The following is a 16,589-nucleotide window of genomic DNA, read 5'->3' on the forward strand; positions in this document are numbered from 1 at the left end:
CGCCCCGATACCCGCCTCAGGCGGGCTCCACGGCCTCGCCATTCAGCAGCCGATAAAGGGCCACGTATTCCCCGGTGAGCTTGTGATTGGGGGCCATGTGGATCAGCGGCTGGGCCGCCTGATGGGATTCACGCACCTTCACCGAGGCGGAGAGATAACTGCCCAGCACCGGGAGGTTTTCGCTGATCAGTTCCTCCACCACCGCCCGGGGAAGGTTGGCGTTGGACTGGAACTGGTTGACGATGATCCCTTCCACCATCAATTGCCCGTTGTGGTCCTCCTGGATCTCGCGCACGTTATCCAGCAGCTCATACAGGGCGCGCCGGGAAAAATCGTCGCAATCGAAGGGGATCAGGCAGCGATCCGCTGCAATCAGGGCAGACCGGGTAAAGAAGTTCAGGGCCGGCGGGGTGTCGATGAAGACCGCGTCGTAGCGATCGGCAATCCCCTGCAGGGCATCGCGCAGCTTGTAGATCTTGTAGCGGGATTCCAGCTTGCCCTGGAGGTTCTCCAGTTCCCGGTTGGCGGGTACGATGTGCAGGTCCTCAAAGGGGGTCTGCAAGGGGATCAGGTCCACGGGCTTGCGTGACTTGAAGCTGAAGCCGCCGCCCAGGGTGCCGGCGAAGAAGTCCACCACCGTGTGTTCGCAGTCGGCAAACGCGGACCCCAGCAGATACTGGCTGGAGTTACCCTGAGGGTCCAGGTCCACCACCAGGGTGCGCAGGCCGTAAGCGGCGCTGATGGCCGCCAGGTTGCAGGTGATGGTGGACTTCCCCACCCCGCCTTTTTGATTGAATATGACGCGTCTCATGACCTACTCCAAAGCCTGATACCTGGGCCGCAGGTGTGCGGCAGCCTGCTAGTGTATTCAATGCAGGCAGGGCAGGTCGAGCCAATGACGCCCTTTGCCGGAGCCTGCGCTGACACGGGATCTTCATCGCCCCGTCATCTTTGTCACCATCATGTAACAAAGATCCGCTCTAATGGCGCTCATCAAGCTGACCCTGGATCGCAGACCATGAATGAAAAGACCATCCTGGTCGTGGAAGACGAGCCGGCCATCCGTGAAATGGTTGGCTTCGCGCTGACCCGTGCCGGCTTCCAGATGGACGAGGCGGGTGATGCGCGCGAGGCTCATGCCCGCCTGGCAGATCGCGTACCGGATCTGATCGTGGTGGACTGGATGCTCCCCGGTGTGAGCGGTATCGAACTGGCCCGCCGTCTCAAGCGGGAGGACTACACCCGCGAGGTGCCCATCATCATGCTCACCGCCCGGGGCGAGGAGGACGACAAGGTGGGCGCCCTGGATGCGGGAATCGATGACTACATCACCAAGCCCTTTTCCCCCGGGAACTGGTGGCCCGGATCAAGGCGGTGCTGCGTCGCAGCCTGCCCGAGGAACAGGCCAAGCCCCTGTGCGTGGAGGGACTCACCCTGGATCCCGCCAGCCACCGGGTCATGGCAAACGACAAGCCCCTGGAGATTGGTCCCACCGAGTTCCGTCTGCTGCATTTCTTCATGACGCACCCCGAGCGGGTCTATTCGCGCTCGCAACTCCTGGATCGGGTGTGGGGCCGCAATACCTACGTGGAGGAGCGTACCGTGGATGTTCACATTCTTCGGTTGCGAAAGGCCCTGAGTCCGCACGGCTGCGATCGCTACGTGCAAACGGTGCGCGGCGCCGGTTACCGCTTCTCCCAGCAGGGGTGAAGGTCAGCCTCTCGTGATGCATGGAGTGATGGCATGATCCGCGACCCCCATCCATGGAAACTGGAGGCGTGGCGGTTTGGCGCCGTGCTGACGGCCGGGACGTTGGTCGGCTGGTGGGTCGGCCATGTCTTTGCCATCCTGTTCCTGGCGATGCTGGTTTTCCTGGGCTGGCATGTCTTCCAGTTGTGGCGATTCCACCGCTGGGTACGCCTGGGCAAGCGCAGTGATCCACCGGACACCTCCGGGATCTGGCATGACCTCGTCTATGATCTCTACCGCCTGCACCAGCGCAGCCGCAAGCGCAAGAAGAAGATCGCCAGGCTGCTCAATCGCTTTCATGAATCCAGCGCGGCCGTGCCCGATGCCACCGTCATCCTGGGCAAGCGCTACCAGATCGAATGGTTCAACGAGGCCGCCGGCGAGTTGCTGAGGCTGCAGCAACCCGGGGATGTGGGACGACCCATCACGCATCTGCTGCGGCACCCCCATTTCATCGCCTATCTGGAAGGGGGCGTTTACAACCAGTCCCTGGAGATGCCGCGCCTGCCTGACCAGCAGGTACAGCTTTCGGCGCGCATCGTGGCCTACGGTGATGGGCAGTTCCTGTTGACGGTGCGGGATGTCACGCGTATCCATCGCCTGGAGTCCATGCGCCGGGACTTCGTTGCCAATGTCTCCCATGAGTTGCGCACGCCGCTCACGGTGATCGCCGGGTATGTGGAAACCCTGGTGGACGACCCGACGCTGGCCCCGGAGGTGCACCGCACCCTGCAATCCGTGGAAACCCAGGCGGATCGGATGCGTCGGATCATCGACGATCTGCTCACGCTCTCACACCTGGAGACCCGCGAGGATGCGGTGGCCGAGCAGACAGCGGTGCCGGTGCCGGCCTTGATCGGGGGCATCGAGGAGGATGCCCATATGCTGGTGGCCGAAAGGGATCTGACGATCCAGGTGGAGGTGGATAGTGGCCTGTGGCTGCGTGGCACCCGCAGTGAGTTATACAGTGCCTTCTCCAACCTGGTGACCAATGCCACCCGCTACACACCCGATGGCGGGACCATCACCCTGCGCTGGTTCGCCGATGATCAAGGTGCCCACTTCCAGGTGAAGGACACCGGTATCGGGATTCCCCAGGATCAGATTTCTCGCGTCACTGAGCGTTTTTACCGCGTGGAGAGCGACCGCAGCCGTGCCAGCGGTGGCACCGGTCTGGGGCTGGCCATCGTCAAGCACGTGCTGCAAAGGCACGGCGCCACCCTCCACATCCAGAGCATCCCCGACCAGGGCAGCACCTTCACCTGCGACTCCCCCCTCACCCGCACTCTCCAGAAACCCCCATCCAGCACCACCCTGTCATGAGTGCAGCCCTTCCCCTGTAACCAGCCTCCCTGTGGGAGCGGGCTTTGCCCGCGAAAGCGGCGGCCACACAGCAGGGCGCTGCTTTCGCAGCGCATCGCCGGCAGGCCAGTTCCCACGGTGCCCGGCCTGACCTCACAGTTCGGCACAAAAACCACACTCGACTCCCTCCCGCCGTGACACTTCCGTTACAATGCCGGCCAGATCCGGATTCAGACGCCATGCTGCCAATCAAACGCATCTTCCCGACGCCTCGGAGACCCTTTCATGCCGCGAGTTCCAGTATCTGCCGGCCCTGATTCCCACCTCATCCAGGATCCACACCAGCAATCCATGACATGACGCCGGCATCGTCCGACAGTCACCGCGTGTCAGGCCCTCGCCATTCGCCGCCGCAGCAGCGCCCGCAGCGTTTCGCATGCCTTTCCGACCCTACGGAAATCGTGGATTTAGGAAACTCCAGATGTTCAAGAAACACACTCCTTTTCCGGATACGCCTGCCTTGACCCGCACGCAACGAAGGGAAGTTCCTGCCTGGATGCGCGGGATCTATGCCGGGATATGCCTTTATCTGTTCCTGGCGGCGTTGAACGTCCTGGGAAGCGGCCTGGGCACCTTCGGCGGCGAGAGCGACTTCCTCGAGCGGGCCTTTGCCTACGGGGAAAACCCCTTCATCGCTCTGCTGGCCGGGGTGCTGGTCACCATGATCGTACAGAGCTCCTCGTTCACCTCGGCGCTCATCGTGACCCTGGTGGCCACCGGCGAAATGTCGCTGGGCACCGGGGTCTTTGCCATTATGGGGGCCAATATCGGCACCGCCGTCACCGGCGTGATCGTGGCCCTGGCCAACATCCGCATCCGCCGGAATTTTCGCCGCTCCTTCACCGCCGCATTGCTCCATGACTTCTTCAACATCCTCACCGTCATGGTCATATTCCCCGTGGAATGGATCACCGGCTGGTTCCATGAAACCGGCCGTGGCATCTTCACCCAGGGGGCGGCCTGGCTGAGCGGGGTGGTCGGTCTGGAGGAGGTGGCCCGCCCCGATAGTCCGATCAAGGTGATCACCGCGCCGGTGGTCAATAGCGTCGAGTTCGTGGGCGCGGGCGTGACCAACACCGCCACCAGTGAGGGGCTGGTGGTGGCGGCACTGGGGCTGGTCTTGATGTTCATCGCCCTGATCCTTATGGTGAAAAATCTGCGAGGCGCACTGCTGCGCCACGTGGACGGGCTGTTCCGCAATTATTTCTTCCGCACCGATCCACGGGCCTACAGTGTCGGACTGGTGTCCACCGTGCTGGTGCAGTCCAGTACCATCACCAGCAGTCTGATGGTGCCTCTGGCAGGCGCCGGGGTGGTGCGCATCCGCCGCGTGCTTCCATTCATGATGGGCGCCAATCTGGGTACCACGGTCACCAGTGTGCTGGCGGCCACCGCCAACCCCATGGCCGCGGCCATGACGGTGGCCCTGTTCCATGTGATGTTCAATCTCACGGGCACCGCCATCTGGTATCCGCTGCGACGCATCCCCCTGCGGGTGGCCATCTGGTACGGTGGATTGGCCGGTCGTAAACCCAGTTACGCGTTCATGTTCCTTTTTGGCGTATTCTTGATCATTCCCCTGGTGGGTATCGGTGCCACGGAATTGTTTCTGAGCCTGCGCTGATCTCTGTTGAGGTTCTCATTCGATGTTTCGACAGCTCTATACCGCCCTGGTCTCCGAAAACACGGTCAACCGGGCCTTTGAAAACCTCACGGACATGCTGGATCATGGCCGCTGGATGTTCGAGCAGGCCAATGATGTACTGCATGGCCGCACGCCCGCCGAACAGGTGGGCGACAGCCTCTATGAGCGGGATCAGGCCATCAACGCCCTGGAGCGTTCCATCCGTCGCAAGGTGTTGCGGCATCTGACGGTGAATCCGGGTTACGACGTGGCCATCTGCCTGGCCCTGATGAGCGTGGCCAAGGACGCCGAGCGTATAGGTGACTATTGCAAGAGCGTGTTCGAGGTGGGATGTCTCTACACCGAGGGCTTCCATGTGGAAAAATACCAAAAGCCCCTGGACGAAATGGCCGAGCAGATGCTGGTCATGTTCTCTGCCGTGATCGAGGCCACTCGTCAATCGGACGAAGGTCATGCCGGCAAGGCCCTGCTGCAGGCCGCCGAGATGCGTCGTCGCTGCGATGAGATCATCCGGGAACTGTTCCGTGACGAGGGGCAGATCGAGTTCCATGAGGCCGTTGCCTATTCCCTGCTGGCACGTCATTACAAGCGCGTGGCCGGCCACCTGGCCAACATCGCCACCGCCGTGCTCGGACGGCTGGAGGATCTGGATTTCTACCCGGGCAAGGATGCCTGATCGGATCTGCAACCCGGGCCTGCAGGAGCGGGCCTTGCCCGCGAAAGCGGCGGCCCCAAAGCAGGGCGCTGCTGCCGCAGCGCTTCGCCGGCAGGCCAGCTCCCACAGAGGGGCCCCCTGTTTGGGGTGACTCCCATTGGGGCAGGAACGTTGTAGAAGACCACCATGATCAGGCAGGGGAGGCAGGCAACGTGGAACAGACCTTCGGACTCATTCTCGTGCGCCACGCACAGGCCGGTGATGCGGTGGAGTTCGCCCGCACCGGCCAACCGGATGACCTGCGCCCGCTCACCGATCAGGGCGTGGAGCGCATGCACCTGGCTGCCCAGGGCCTGGCCAGGCTGCTCAAGGGGCCGACCACCCTGGTGAGCAGCCCCTACACCCGGGCCTGCCAGACTGCGGACATCCTCGCCGAATACCTGCCCACCACCGGCCCCGCGGAGATCAATGCATCCCTGGTGCCCGAGGCCCATCCCGACAGCCTGGATGACGCGCTCCTGCAGCAGCGGGCAGGGCGCACCCTCACCCTCGTGGGGCATGAGCCCCACCTGTCCCGCCTCGCCGGATGGTTGATGACCGAACGGCCCCAATCCCTCGTGAGGATGAAAAAGGGTGGCGCCTGCGCCCTGCAGCTGAGTGGCCCGCCCCGGGCCGGATGTGCGACGCTGCACTGGCTTCTCACCCAACGTCAGTTGCGTCGGCTCTGACCCTCAACCCGGTTTACTCTCATGTTTCGACGTCGCCAGCCTTTCGACACCATCGCCGCCGTGGACCTGGGATCCAACAGTTTTCATATGATCGTGGCCCGGGTGCGTGACGGTCAGGTCCACGTGCTGGACCGTCTGCGCGAGACCGTGCGCCTGGCCAGCGGTCTGGACAATCGCGGCAATATCAGCGATGAGGCCATGGAGCGGGGCCTGGCCTGCCTGGGGCGTTTCGGCCAGCGGGTGCGGGAACTGCCCTTGGGCAGTGTGCGCGCCGTGGGGACCAACACCCTGCGCAAGGCCAGGGACGCGGGCGACTTTCAGGAGCGGGCCCGCGAGGCCCTGGGGCATCCCATCGAGATCATTGGCGGACGCGAGGAGGCGCGCCTGATCTACCTGGGGGTGGCCCACTCCCTGGCGGACGATGGTGGACGGCGCCTGGTGGTGGATATCGGTGGGGGCAGTACCGAACTCATCATCGGGGAGCGCTTCGAACCGATCCACATGGAGAGCCTGCACATGGGCTGCGTGAGCATGGGGCGCTGGTACTTCCCCAACGGGGAGATCAAGACCACCGCCTGGCGCGCCGCCGAGATCGCAGCCCGGCTGGAGTTGCAGCCCATTGAGGGCCAATACAAGCGCGTGGGCTGGCAGGAGTCCCTGGGGGCCTCCGGGACTTTGCTGGCAGTAGAGAAGATCCTGCGTGAGCAGGGCTGGTGCGAGAACGGGATTTCCATGGATGGGTTACGCAAGCTGCGAGAGGCCTTGTTGAAGGCCGGGCATGTGGATCGCGTCGACCTCAAGGGCCTGAGCGAGGATCGACGACCGGTGCTGGCGGGCGGGGTGGTGGTGCTCGTATCCATCTTCGAGGCCCTGGAGATCGAGCACATGCGGGTCTCCGACGGGGCCTTGCGGGAAGGGCTGGTCTATGACCTGCTGGGCCGCAACGGCCACGAGGATGTGCGCAGCCGCACCATCAATGGTCTGATGAAGCGCTTTCAGGTGGACGAGGCCCACGCCCTGCGGGTGGAGCACACCAGCCTGCAGCTGGTGGAGCGCGTGGGCGAGGAGTGGGGGCTGGATCAGGACGATGCCGAGAGCCTGGCCTGGGCGGCCCGGTTGCATGAGTTAGGCCTGAGCATCTCCCATAGCCAGTACCACAAGCACGGTGCCTATCTGGTTGAAAACGCCGACCTGGCCGGCTTCACCCTGCAGGGGCAGCAGCGCATGGCCCTGCTGGTGCGTGCCCACCGCCGCAAGTTTCCCGCCAAGCTCTTCGAGGCCCTGCCGACCCGGGAACGCCGCGTGCTGCAGCGATTGGCGATCCTGTTGCGTATGGCGGTACTGCTGCACCGGGCCCGTACCGATATTGAAGTGCCCGTCAAGGAGATCAGGGTCAAGGATCGGGGTCTCAAATTGCGCCTGGCCGAGGGTTGGCTGGAGGCTCATCCTCTGACGCGGGCGGATCTGGAGCGTGAGGCTGAACACCTGCGAAATGCGCAGTTCAAGCTCAAGTTCGAGTAAGGATGGGTAGCGCCTGGAACCGGATCCTCATCAGGGCCCGGTGAGCAGTTCCAGCAGTTCCTGCTGTGCCGACCGGGGTTTCTGGTTTCCAGTGGGCTTCAGGCGCTGGTAGGTGCCGTCACTCTGCAGCACCCAGGTCTGGGTGTTGTCGGCCACATAGGCCAGCAGGGACTCATTCAACACCCGCTCACGAAGATCCGGATGATCCACCGGGAAGGCGGTCTCCACCCGGCGGAAGAAGTTGCGCTGCATCCAGTCGGCGCTGGAGAGGAAGACCTCCGGGGTGTCACCGTTCTTGAAGTAAAACACCCGGGAGTGCTCCAGAAACCGGCCCATCACGGAGCGCACCTGGATGTTCTCCGAGACACCCGGTACTCCGGGGCGTAGTGCGCAGATCCCCCGAACCACAAGCTCGATCTTCACCCCGGCCTGGGAGGCGCGATACAGGGCCTGCACCAGGCGTGGCTCGATCAGGGAGTTCATGCGGGCAATGATGCGCCCGCCCCGGTTGGCCTTGGCGTGTTCGATCTCCCGATCGATACGCTCAATCATGCCCGAGTGCAGGGTAAAGGGTGATTGCAGCAGCTTGCGCAGCTTGGACACCTTGCCAAGGCCCGTGAGCTGCTGGAAGATCTTGTGCACGTCCTCGCCCACCACCTTGTCGGCGGTCAGAAGACCCAGGTCGGTATAGGCCCGTGCCGTGCCGGCGTGGTAGTTGCCGGTGCCCAGGTGCACGTAACGCTTGATCTGGCTCTTTTCCCGGCGCACCACCATGAGCATCTTGGCGTGAGTCTTGTAGCCCACCACACCATAAGTGACATGGGCGCCTGCATCCTGCAGGCGGTTGGCCAGCTGGATATTGGCCTCTTCGTCAAAGCGAGCCCGCAGTTCAATCACCACGGTCACTTCCTTGCCCGCCTGGGCTGCCTCCACCAGGATATCCACCAGTTGGGAGCGTACGCCGGTGCGGTACAAGGTCTGCTTGATGGCCAGCACATTCGGGTCGCGGGCAGCCTGGCGGATGAACTCCACCACCGGAACGAAGGACTGATAGGGGTGATGCAGCAGCACATCGCCGCGGCGGATGGTGTGGAAGATGTCCGAGGCAGAGGTGAGCGACGGGGGCAGGGCAGGGACAAAGGGCGGGAATTTCAGGTCCGGGCGATCCACCAGTTCATGCACGGCCATGAGCCGGTTCAGGTTCACCAGGCCGTTCACCTGATACAGGTCCTCCCGGCCCAGCTTGAACTGGCGCAGCAGGAAGTCCGCCACCTTGTCGGGGCAGTTGTCGGCCACCTCCAGGCGCACGGCCTCGCCGTAATTGCGTTGGGGCAACTCCCCCTCCAGGGCCATGAGCAGGTCGTCGATCTCCTCCTCATGGACGAACAGGTCCGAGTTGCGAGTGAGGCGGAACTGGTAGCAGCCGGTCACCTTCATGCCCTGGAACAGCTCGCCCACATGGGCATGCAGGATGGAAGACAGGAACACAAAGTCGTGGTCGCCCTTGGCCAGTTCCCGGGGCAGGCGGGCCAGGCGGGGCAGGGAGCGCGGCGCCTGTACCACGGCCATGCGGCTCTCGCGACCGAAAGCATCCTTGCCCTCCAGGGTGACGATAAAGTTCAGGCTCTTGTTGAGGATGCGCGGGAAGGGGTGGGCCGGGTCCAGCCCCAGGGGGGAGAGCACCGGCAACAGCTCCATGTTGAAGAATTCCTTCACCCATTCGGCCTGGTCCGCGGTCCACTGGGTGCGGCGCACGAAGCGGATGTTGGCCTTGGCCAGGGCGGGGATGAGGATGTCGTTGAGTGTACTGTACTGGTCGTCCACCAGGTCGTGGGCGCACTGACCGACCCGTGCCAGCTGTTCGCCAGCGCTCAGGCCGTCGGGGCCCGGATTGCTCACGCCCAGGGCGAGTTGCTGCTTGAGCCCGGCCACCCGGATCTCGAAAAACTCATCCAGGTTGGTGGAGGAGATGCACAGATAGCGCAGCCGCTCCAGCAGGGGCATGTTCTCCTGTTTGGCCAGCTCCAGCACTCGCTGATTGAAGGCCAGCAGGCTCAGCTCACGATTGAGATAGAGTTCCGGGTTGCTCAGGTCAATATCGGTCATGGTCATCCAGTCAGCTGCTATCGGCCCGGCGGAAGGGGCTCATGCCTGCCACACTCGCTGTATGGAAGTCGCTTTTCGCGGCCAAGGGCCGCTCCCACAAGTGCAGTGCATCCTGGTTGCAGTGTACCCCAGGCGCAGCGCCTTTACAGGCGTGCCGGCACACTAGCCCATGTGCATGAACATTCCATGACAGTGCCCGGCAAGACCCATGAGGGGTTCAGGACTCCGGCAGGCGCTGCGTATCCCAGGCCAGCAGGAACTCCAGCAGGGCCTTCTGGGCATGAAGCCGGTTTTCCGCCTCGTCCCAGACCACGCTCTGCGGTCCTTCCAGCACCTCGGTGCTCACCTCTTCCTCCCGGTGTGCCGGAAGGCAGTGCATGAACAGGGCATCCGGGGCGGCGCGGGCCATGAGTTCGCTGGTGACCACGTAATCCCCGAAGGCTCGGCGGCGCGCCGATTGTTCCTGTTCCTGACCCATGCTGGCCCACACGTCGGTGACGATGAGATGGGCTCCCTCGGCGGCCTCCATGGGATCCCGCACCATGTGCACCGACCGCCCGCCCGAGGCCAGGATCAGCGGATCCGGGTCGTAACCCTCGGGACAGGTGATGCGCAACTCGAACCCCAGGCGCTCGGCGGCGTGGATGTAACTGTGGCACATGTTGTTGCCATCGCCCACCCACACCACGGTGCGACCGGCGATGTCGCCGCGCAACTCGAACCAGGTCTGCATGTCGGCCAGCAACTGACAGGGATGCTCAAGATCGGTGAGGCCGTTGATCACCGGCACCCGGGAGTAGGCGGCAAAGCGTTCCACCTTTTCATGCTCATAGGTGCGGATCATCACTGCATCCACCATGCGCGAGAGCACACGGGCCGAGTCCTCGATGGGCTCACCGCGACCCAGCTGGGTGTCCTTGGGGGACAGGAACAGGGCATGGCCGCCCAGCTGCTGCATGCCCACCTCAAAGGATACCCGGGTGCGGGTGGAGGATTTCTCGAAGATCATGGCCAGGGTCTTGCCGGCCAGGGAGGCATGGGGGGTGCCCTCGCGCTGCTGCACCTTCATCTGCATGGCGCGCTGGATCAGGTGACGCAGCTCCTCCGTGGACAGGTCCAGCAGGGACAGGAAATGACGAACAGCCATGGGTACTCCTCAGGCGGCCTGGGCCGCGAATCGTTCCACCAGGGTGGCGACGGTATCGATGATTTCATCGGCCTGGGCCTGGTCAATGATCAAGGGGGGCAGCAGGCGGATCACGCGCTCCGCGGTGACGTTGATCAGCAGGCCGGCTTCCAGGGCCTGAGCCACCAGTTCGGCACAGGGGCGGTCCAGCTCGATGCCGATCATCAGGCCCTTGCCACGGATCTGACACACGGCGGGGTGCCCGTTCAGGCGCTTGGCGAAACCCTCCAGCAGATACTCACCCATGCGCCGCGCCTGATTGGGAAGATCCTGCTGTTCCAGGGTGTCGAGCACTGCCAGCGCGGCGGCGCAAACCAGCGGATTGCCACCAAAGGTGGTGCCGTGGGTGCCGGGTGTGAACAGGCCCCTGGCCGGGCCGGCCACCAGGGTGGCCCCGATGGGTACGCCATTGCCCAGGCCCTTGGCCAGGCTGAGCACATCCGGAGTCACGTCTTCGTGCTGGTAGGCGAACAGCTCCCCGGTACGGCCGATACCCGCCTGGATCTCGTCCAGCATGAGCAGCCAGCCAGCCTGGTCGCAGAGTGCACGCAGGCCCTTGAGATAGCCGGCGGGCGGGATGCGGATGCCGCCCTCTCCCGTGATGGGCTCCACCAGCACGGCCACCACGTCCGGGTGGTCGCTCAGGGCTTGCACTGCCGCCAGGTCCCCGTGGGGAACACGGACAAACCCTTCCACCAGGGGCGCGAAGCCCTTTTGAATGGCGGCATTGCCGGTGGCGGTGAGGGTGGCCAGGGTGCGGCCGTGGAAACTGCCCTCCATGACGATGACGGTGGGGCGCTCCACACCCTTGCCATGCCCGTGCAGACGCGCCAGCTTCAGTGCCGCTTCGTTGGCCTCGGCGCCGGAGTTGCAGAAAAAGGCCTGCTGCATCCCGGCCGCCTGGGTGAGTCGCTCGGCCAGGCGGGTTTGCAGGGGGATCTCGTAGAGATTCGAGGTATGCACCAGGGTACGGGCCTGCTCACACAGGGCCTGGGCCACTGCCGGGTGTGCATGGCCCAGGCCGCACACGGCGATGCCCGAGAGGGCGTCCAGGTAGCGCCGCCCCTGGCTGTCCCACAGCCAGGCACCTTCACCGCGCTCAAAGGCCACCGGTTGGCGCTTGTAGTTGTGCACCAGGGCGTCTGACATCGAGTGAGTCCCCTCCATAAACGAAAAAAGGCAGCTCGTGGCTGCCGCCTGCATGGCGCTCCATGTGCCGGATCATCGTGATGGAACGATGGGTGGTTCCCTATTCCTGCCCAGGATCATACGATGCCGCGGGTCAACACGCAAAATCGTCCCCTGGCTGAGTGCCCGCCGCTTGCCCCCTCATCCCCGGCCCTTCTCCCCCGAGGGGAGAAGGGAGAGATCCTTCTTACCCGAAGTTCTTTGCCACAAAATCCCAATTCACCACATTGAAGAAGTTTTCAATGTACTTGGGGCGCGCGTTCCGGTAGTCGATATAGTAGGCATGCTCCCATACATCCATGGTCAGCAGGGGCGTCATGCTGCCGTCGGTCAGCGGGGTCTGGGCATTGCTGGTGTTCACGATCTCCACCTGGCCGCTGGGGTTCTTCACCAGCCAGGTCCAGCCGGAACCAAAGTTGCCGGCACCCGAGGCGGCGAATTTTTCCTTGAATTCCGCGAACGAGCCAAAGGCTTGATTGATGGCATCCGCCAGGGCGCCGGTGGGTTCACCGCCGCCATCGGGGCTCAGGCCGTTGAAGTAGAAGGTGTGGTTCCACACCTGCGCCGCATTGTTGAAGATGCCGCCGGCTGGCGCCTTTCTGATGATGTCCTCCAGCGACAGGTTCTCGAATTCGGTCCCCGCGATCAGCTTGTTGAGGTTCGTCACATAGGTGGCGTGGTGCTTGTCGTGGTGATACTCCAGCGTCTCGGCAGAGATATGGGGTTCCAGGGCCTTTTTGTCGTAAGGCAGGGAAGGCAGTTCGTGGTTCATGCATCGTCTCCTTGCTGGCCGCGTTCGGTGCGGCGTGAAAATCTGGACTCAGTCTAAATCAGGGGCGTGCCTATTGGAATAGCTCAATCCTGTCACAAGGTCAGGGATGGGGGCCAGGGGTGGGGCCGCTGCCACCGGGACTGGATTGCGTCTGGAGGACGGGGATGGGGCCTTAGTTGCCCAGCAGATCCTCGATGGCCCGTTCGAAGCGGCGGGACTCCGGGGAAACCATGCTGGAATAGGCGGCGACCACCTGGCCGTTCCGGTCCACCAGATACTTGTAGAAGTTCCAGCGGGGCGCACGGCTCTGTCGCGCCAGTTCCTGGAAGATGGGATGGGCGTCATCTCCCCGGACCCCAATGGGTGCGAACATGTCGAAGCTCACCCCGAAGTTGCGAAAGCACACCCGGGCCGTCTCTGCCTCGTCGCTGGCCTCCTGATTGAAGTCGTTGGAGGGAAATCCCATCACCTTGAGCCCCCTGTCGGCGTATTTTTCATGGACCGCTTCCAGGCCCGAGAACTGACCGGTAAAGCCGCAATGGCTCGCGGTATTGACGATCAGCAACGGCTGGCCAGCGAATCGCTCCCGCAGGTTCACCACCTCGCTGGAATGCAGGCGCCGCATGTCGTGATCGAAAAGCTCTGCATAGCCGGGCGGTTCCTGCACCGCAAAAGCCGGGGACGCAAGCAAGGGAATCAGCAGGCAGACGAGCAGGAATCGGATCATGACGGGCCTCCATGGAGTGTTGCAGTTGAGACCACTCGGTAAAGCTTGAGTTCTGAGGTTGGTTTTGGTGGCCGAGGCCCGACATGGATCAGGGCTTGTTGCCGGCCTCCCGCCGAGCATCAGCCTTCAGGATACGACTGGAATAGGCCAGAAAATCATCCAGATGGTGTTTGATGATGCTGATGGTGATGGCTATCTGCAGGCTCTGGTAATCGTGAACCGCGATATTCCGAAAGCCCACCATGCGTTTCAGGACATCAGCCAGATCCGCCTCGATCCAGCCGCCGCGATGCAGCAGCGTGAAGACGTCCCGGGCACTCTGAGGCGCGCCCAGGCGTTCGCGGCGGATCAGGTGCTGTCCCATGTCCAGAGCCGCTTCGCAGGCCCTCTGTATGTTGAGGATCGCCGCATCCTGGCGCGTGTAGTCCTGGTGGAATCCCTCGGGATTGGCCGCATACTCCTCTCGGGCCCGGGCCACGCAGCGCTCGATGGTGGCTGCCTTGTTGAGCAGGACATCATCCACCATGGACCCGCCCCCGTTTGCCGATATCCTCCAGCAGGCCCGCGCGGGCCGTGTCGAGTTCGGTCTTCTCGCTGAGTATGGCGGCTTCGTAGAGCGCGGTGCGGGTATCCAGGGCCCACCAGCGCTCCCCGCGGGTGATGATCTGATATTGCATCACCGTGGAGGCAGCCCGTAGATCCACCAGGTCCACCGGGCAGCCCGCCACATCCGCCAGTTCGCCGGAGACCTCCCAGAGCAGCAGGACATCGGCATATCCCGCCACCAGCACCGCCAGGTCCAGGTCACTGTCGGGCCCGGCCGTTCCGTGAATGCGGCTGCCAAAGGCATAAATGCCCATGAGCCCCGGCACCCGGTCTTGCAGTCGCTGAATGATCTCTGCCTGATTCATCGGTTTCCTCCCGTTCCCTTGAGTTTATCGTGTTTGTCCTTGGGGGGCAGGCCGGCCGCAATCAGGGCCCCCGAGGTGACGGCACCGGCGGTGCCTGAAATAATGACATCCTGAGCTCAGCCTGGAAACAACCAAGGAATCATGCTTCATGTGCGGCATCTGCGGCGAACTGCATTTCAAGGGCACCCGGCCCGACCTGACCTCCATCCGGCGCATGCTGGATCGGCTGGAGCGTCGGGGGCCTGATCACGAGGGGAGTTACTCCGATGGCCCCCTGGCCTTCGGGCATCGGCGCCTGTCCATCCTGGACCTGTCGGAACGCTCCAACCAGCCCATGGTGGACCCGGAGCTGGGCCTGGCGGTGGTCTTCAACGGCACCCTCTACAACTTCCGGGAACTGCGCGCGGAGCTGGCTGGCCGGTATCGCTTCTTCTCCACCGGGGATACCGAGGTGATCCTCAAGGCCTACCATGCCTGGGGAGAGGACTGCGTCAAACGCTTCCATGGCATGTTCGCCTTTGCGGTCTGGGATCTGCGTGAACAGCGTCTGTTCATGGGCCGCGATCGGATGGGCATCAAGCCCCTGTATTACAGCCTGACCGATCAGCGCCTGCGCTTTGCCTCCAATATCCAGGCCCTGCTGGCGGCCGGGGATGTGGACACCGGCTTTGACCCCATGGCCCTGCATCATCACTTCACGCTGCACGCGGTGGTGCCGGCGCCGCGCACCCTGTTCAAGGGCGTGCGCAAGCTGCGCCCCGGTCATACCCTGACCGTTGAGCGCGATGGCGGTACCCGGCTGCAGCGCTACTGGACCCTGGAGGCCCGCCGCCCCGACACGCCGTTGTCCCCGGAGGAATGGACCCAGGCCATCCACGACAGCCTGCGCCAGGCGGTGAAAAAGCGGCTGGAGGTGGCGGATGTGCCGGTGGGCGTGCTGCTCTCCGGTGGGCTGGATTCCAGCCTGCTGGTGGCCCTGCTGGCCGAGTCCGGGGCCCGTAACCTGCAGACCTTTACCGTGGGCTTCGAGGATCAGCCCGAGGAGAAGGGCAGCGAGTTCGAGTTCTCCGATCCGGTGGCCGAGCGTTACGCCACGGTCCATCATCGCTTCCACGTGCCCAACGACCAGGTGCTGCAGCGTCTGCCCGAGGCGGTGGACCAGATGGCCGAGCCCATGGTGGGTCAGGATGCGGTGGCCTTCTACCTGCTGTCCGAGCAGGTGTCCCAGCATGTGAAGGTGGTGCAGTCGGGGCAGGGGGCCGACGAGGTCTTCGCCGGCTATTTCTGGTACCCGCGCATGGTGGCTGAAACGGAGGGCTCTCGGGTGGAGCGCTTCGCGCGGCATTACTTCGACCGGGATCACGACGAGTTCCTGCAGATGCTGGCCCCGGAACTGGTGAGCGAGGATCACACCCGTGCCCTGATCGAGGCGGCCCTGAGCGAGCCGGGGGCCGATACCCTGCTGGATGCGGTGCTGCGCCTGGATGTGACCACCCTGGTGGTGGATGATCCGGTCAAGCGTGTGGACAACATGACCATGGCCTGGGGTCTGGAGGCCCGGGTGCCCTTCCTGGATCACGAACTGGTGGAACTGGCCGCACGCATGCCACCGGAACTCAAGCTGGCCGAGGGGGGCAAGGGGGTGCTCAAGCACATCTCCCGAGGGCTGTTGCCGGATTCGGTGATCGATCGCCCCAAGGGCTATTTCCCGCTACCGGCGCTGAAATACGTGCGCGGCCCGTTCCTGGACTTCATGCGTGACATCCTGGACTCCCAGGCCTGTCGGGAGCGGGGGCTGTATCAGCGGGATTACGTGGAGCGCTTGCTGGCCGAGCCGGAGAAGCACCTCACCCGCATCCAGGGCAGCAAGCTCTGGCATCTGGCCCTGCTGGAGTTCTGGCTACAGCGCCAGGGCATCTCCTGAGCGCCATGGGAGCGGCCCCTGTCCCGTGGTACCATACGGAATTAATCAGGTATGGTCGGGTCATAGCGACAACGGCCCGACCGACGCATCATCAACACAAGACAACACGAGGTAA

At 63.6% G+C, this 16,589-nt stretch carries 15 protein-coding genes and 1 pseudogene; 7 read left to right on the forward strand and 9 right to left on the reverse strand.

Annotated elements, in window-relative coordinates; translation table 11 throughout:
* Positions 1–16 precede the first annotated feature (16 nt).
* Positions 17–811, reverse strand: coding sequence for a ParA family protein (locus ECTOBSL9_RS10655; protein ID WP_063465030.1), 795 nt, complete (start codon positions 809–811; stop codon positions 17–19).
* A 123-nt stretch (positions 812–934) separates the two neighbouring features.
* On the reverse strand, positions 935–1,138 hold the full coding sequence (locus tag ECTOBSL9_RS17555; protein WP_240481140.1) for a hypothetical protein: 204 nt from the start codon (positions 1,136–1,138) through the stop codon (positions 935–937).
* Here ECTOBSL9_RS17555 and phoB point away from each other — a divergent pair.
* The 6 genes and pseudogenes from phoB to ppx all read left to right on the forward strand — a co-directional run bounded on the left by phoB (position 1,070) and on the right by ppx (position 7,660).
* Positions 1,070–1,710, forward strand: a pseudogene (gene phoB / locus ECTOBSL9_RS10660) (phosphate regulon transcriptional regulator PhoB). The gene ECTOBSL9_RS17555 and the pseudogene phoB sit on opposite strands and share 69 nt — an antisense overlap.
* 33 nt (positions 1,711–1,743) lie before the next feature.
* Entirely contained in the window at positions 1,744–3,072 is a 1,329-nt protein-coding gene (gene phoR / locus ECTOBSL9_RS10665; protein WP_063465031.1) for a phosphate regulon sensor histidine kinase PhoR, read from the forward strand.
* A gap of 535 nt (positions 3,073–3,607) precedes the next feature.
* A complete protein-coding gene (locus ECTOBSL9_RS10670; RefSeq protein ID WP_063465032.1) occupies positions 3,608–4,735 on the forward strand; it encodes a sodium:phosphate symporter in 1,128 nt (375 codons plus the stop codon).
* Positions 4,736–4,757: 22 nt separating this feature from the next.
* A complete protein-coding gene (locus ECTOBSL9_RS10675; RefSeq protein WP_063465033.1) occupies positions 4,758–5,432 on the forward strand; it encodes a PhoU domain-containing protein in 675 nt (224 codons plus the stop codon).
* 191 nt (positions 5,433–5,623) lie between these two features.
* On the forward strand, positions 5,624–6,139 hold the full coding sequence (locus ECTOBSL9_RS10680) for a histidine phosphatase family protein (RefSeq protein WP_063465034.1): 516 nt from the start codon (positions 5,624–5,626) through the stop codon (positions 6,137–6,139).
* Between the two features lie 21 nt (positions 6,140–6,160).
* The gene (ppx, locus tag ECTOBSL9_RS10685; protein ID WP_063465035.1) at positions 6,161–7,660 is read left to right on the forward strand and encodes an exopolyphosphatase; all 1,500 of its coding nucleotides are present in this window, start codon (positions 6,161–6,163) and stop codon (positions 7,658–7,660) included.
* A gap of 30 nt (positions 7,661–7,690) precedes the next feature.
* On the opposite strand, the gene ppk1 is transcribed toward ppx, so the two are convergent.
* The 7 genes from ppk1 to ECTOBSL9_RS10720 form a co-directional block, all read right to left on the reverse strand.
* Positions 7,691–9,766, reverse strand: coding sequence for a polyphosphate kinase 1 (gene ppk1, locus ECTOBSL9_RS10690; RefSeq protein ID WP_063466147.1), 2,076 nt, complete (start codon positions 9,764–9,766; stop codon positions 7,691–7,693).
* 217 nt (positions 9,767–9,983) lie between these two features.
* On the reverse strand, positions 9,984–10,913 hold the full coding sequence (gene argF / locus ECTOBSL9_RS10695; RefSeq protein WP_063465036.1) for an ornithine carbamoyltransferase: 930 nt from the start codon (positions 10,911–10,913) through the stop codon (positions 9,984–9,986).
* 9 nt (positions 10,914–10,922) lie between these two features.
* Positions 10,923–12,101 carry an acetylornithine transaminase gene (locus tag ECTOBSL9_RS10700; protein ID WP_063465037.1) on the reverse strand — a complete coding sequence of 393 codons (1,179 nt, stop codon included), beginning with the start codon at positions 12,099–12,101 and terminating at the stop codon, positions 10,923–10,925.
* Positions 12,102–12,327: 226 nt separating this feature from the next.
* Complete coding sequence (locus ECTOBSL9_RS10705) at positions 12,328–12,912, reverse strand: superoxide dismutase (protein WP_063465038.1); 585 nt, start codon at positions 12,910–12,912, stop codon at positions 12,328–12,330.
* 172 nt (positions 12,913–13,084) lie between these two features.
* Positions 13,085–13,639, reverse strand: coding sequence for a glutathione peroxidase (locus ECTOBSL9_RS10710; RefSeq protein ID WP_063465039.1), 555 nt, complete (start codon positions 13,637–13,639; stop codon positions 13,085–13,087).
* 88 nt (positions 13,640–13,727) lie between these two features.
* A complete protein-coding gene (locus ECTOBSL9_RS10715; RefSeq protein WP_063465040.1) occupies positions 13,728–14,165 on the reverse strand; it encodes a DUF86 domain-containing protein in 438 nt (145 codons plus the stop codon).
* On the reverse strand, positions 14,155–14,550 hold the full coding sequence (locus ECTOBSL9_RS10720; RefSeq protein ID WP_063465041.1) for a nucleotidyltransferase domain-containing protein: 396 nt from the start codon (positions 14,548–14,550) through the stop codon (positions 14,155–14,157). The genes ECTOBSL9_RS10715 and ECTOBSL9_RS10720 overlap by 11 nt, the downstream gene beginning before the upstream one ends.
* Before the next feature lie 148 nt (positions 14,551–14,698).
* On the opposite strand from ECTOBSL9_RS10720, the gene ECTOBSL9_RS10725 reads away from it, so the two are divergent.
* Positions 14,699–16,474, forward strand: coding sequence for an N-acetylglutaminylglutamine amidotransferase (locus ECTOBSL9_RS10725; RefSeq protein WP_063465042.1), 1,776 nt, complete (start codon positions 14,699–14,701; stop codon positions 16,472–16,474).
* Positions 16,475–16,589: the final 115 nt, after the last annotated feature.

The organism is Ectothiorhodospira sp. BSL-9 (assembly GCF_001632845.1).
Lineage (GTDB): Bacteria > Pseudomonadota > Gammaproteobacteria > Ectothiorhodospirales > Ectothiorhodospiraceae > Ectothiorhodospira.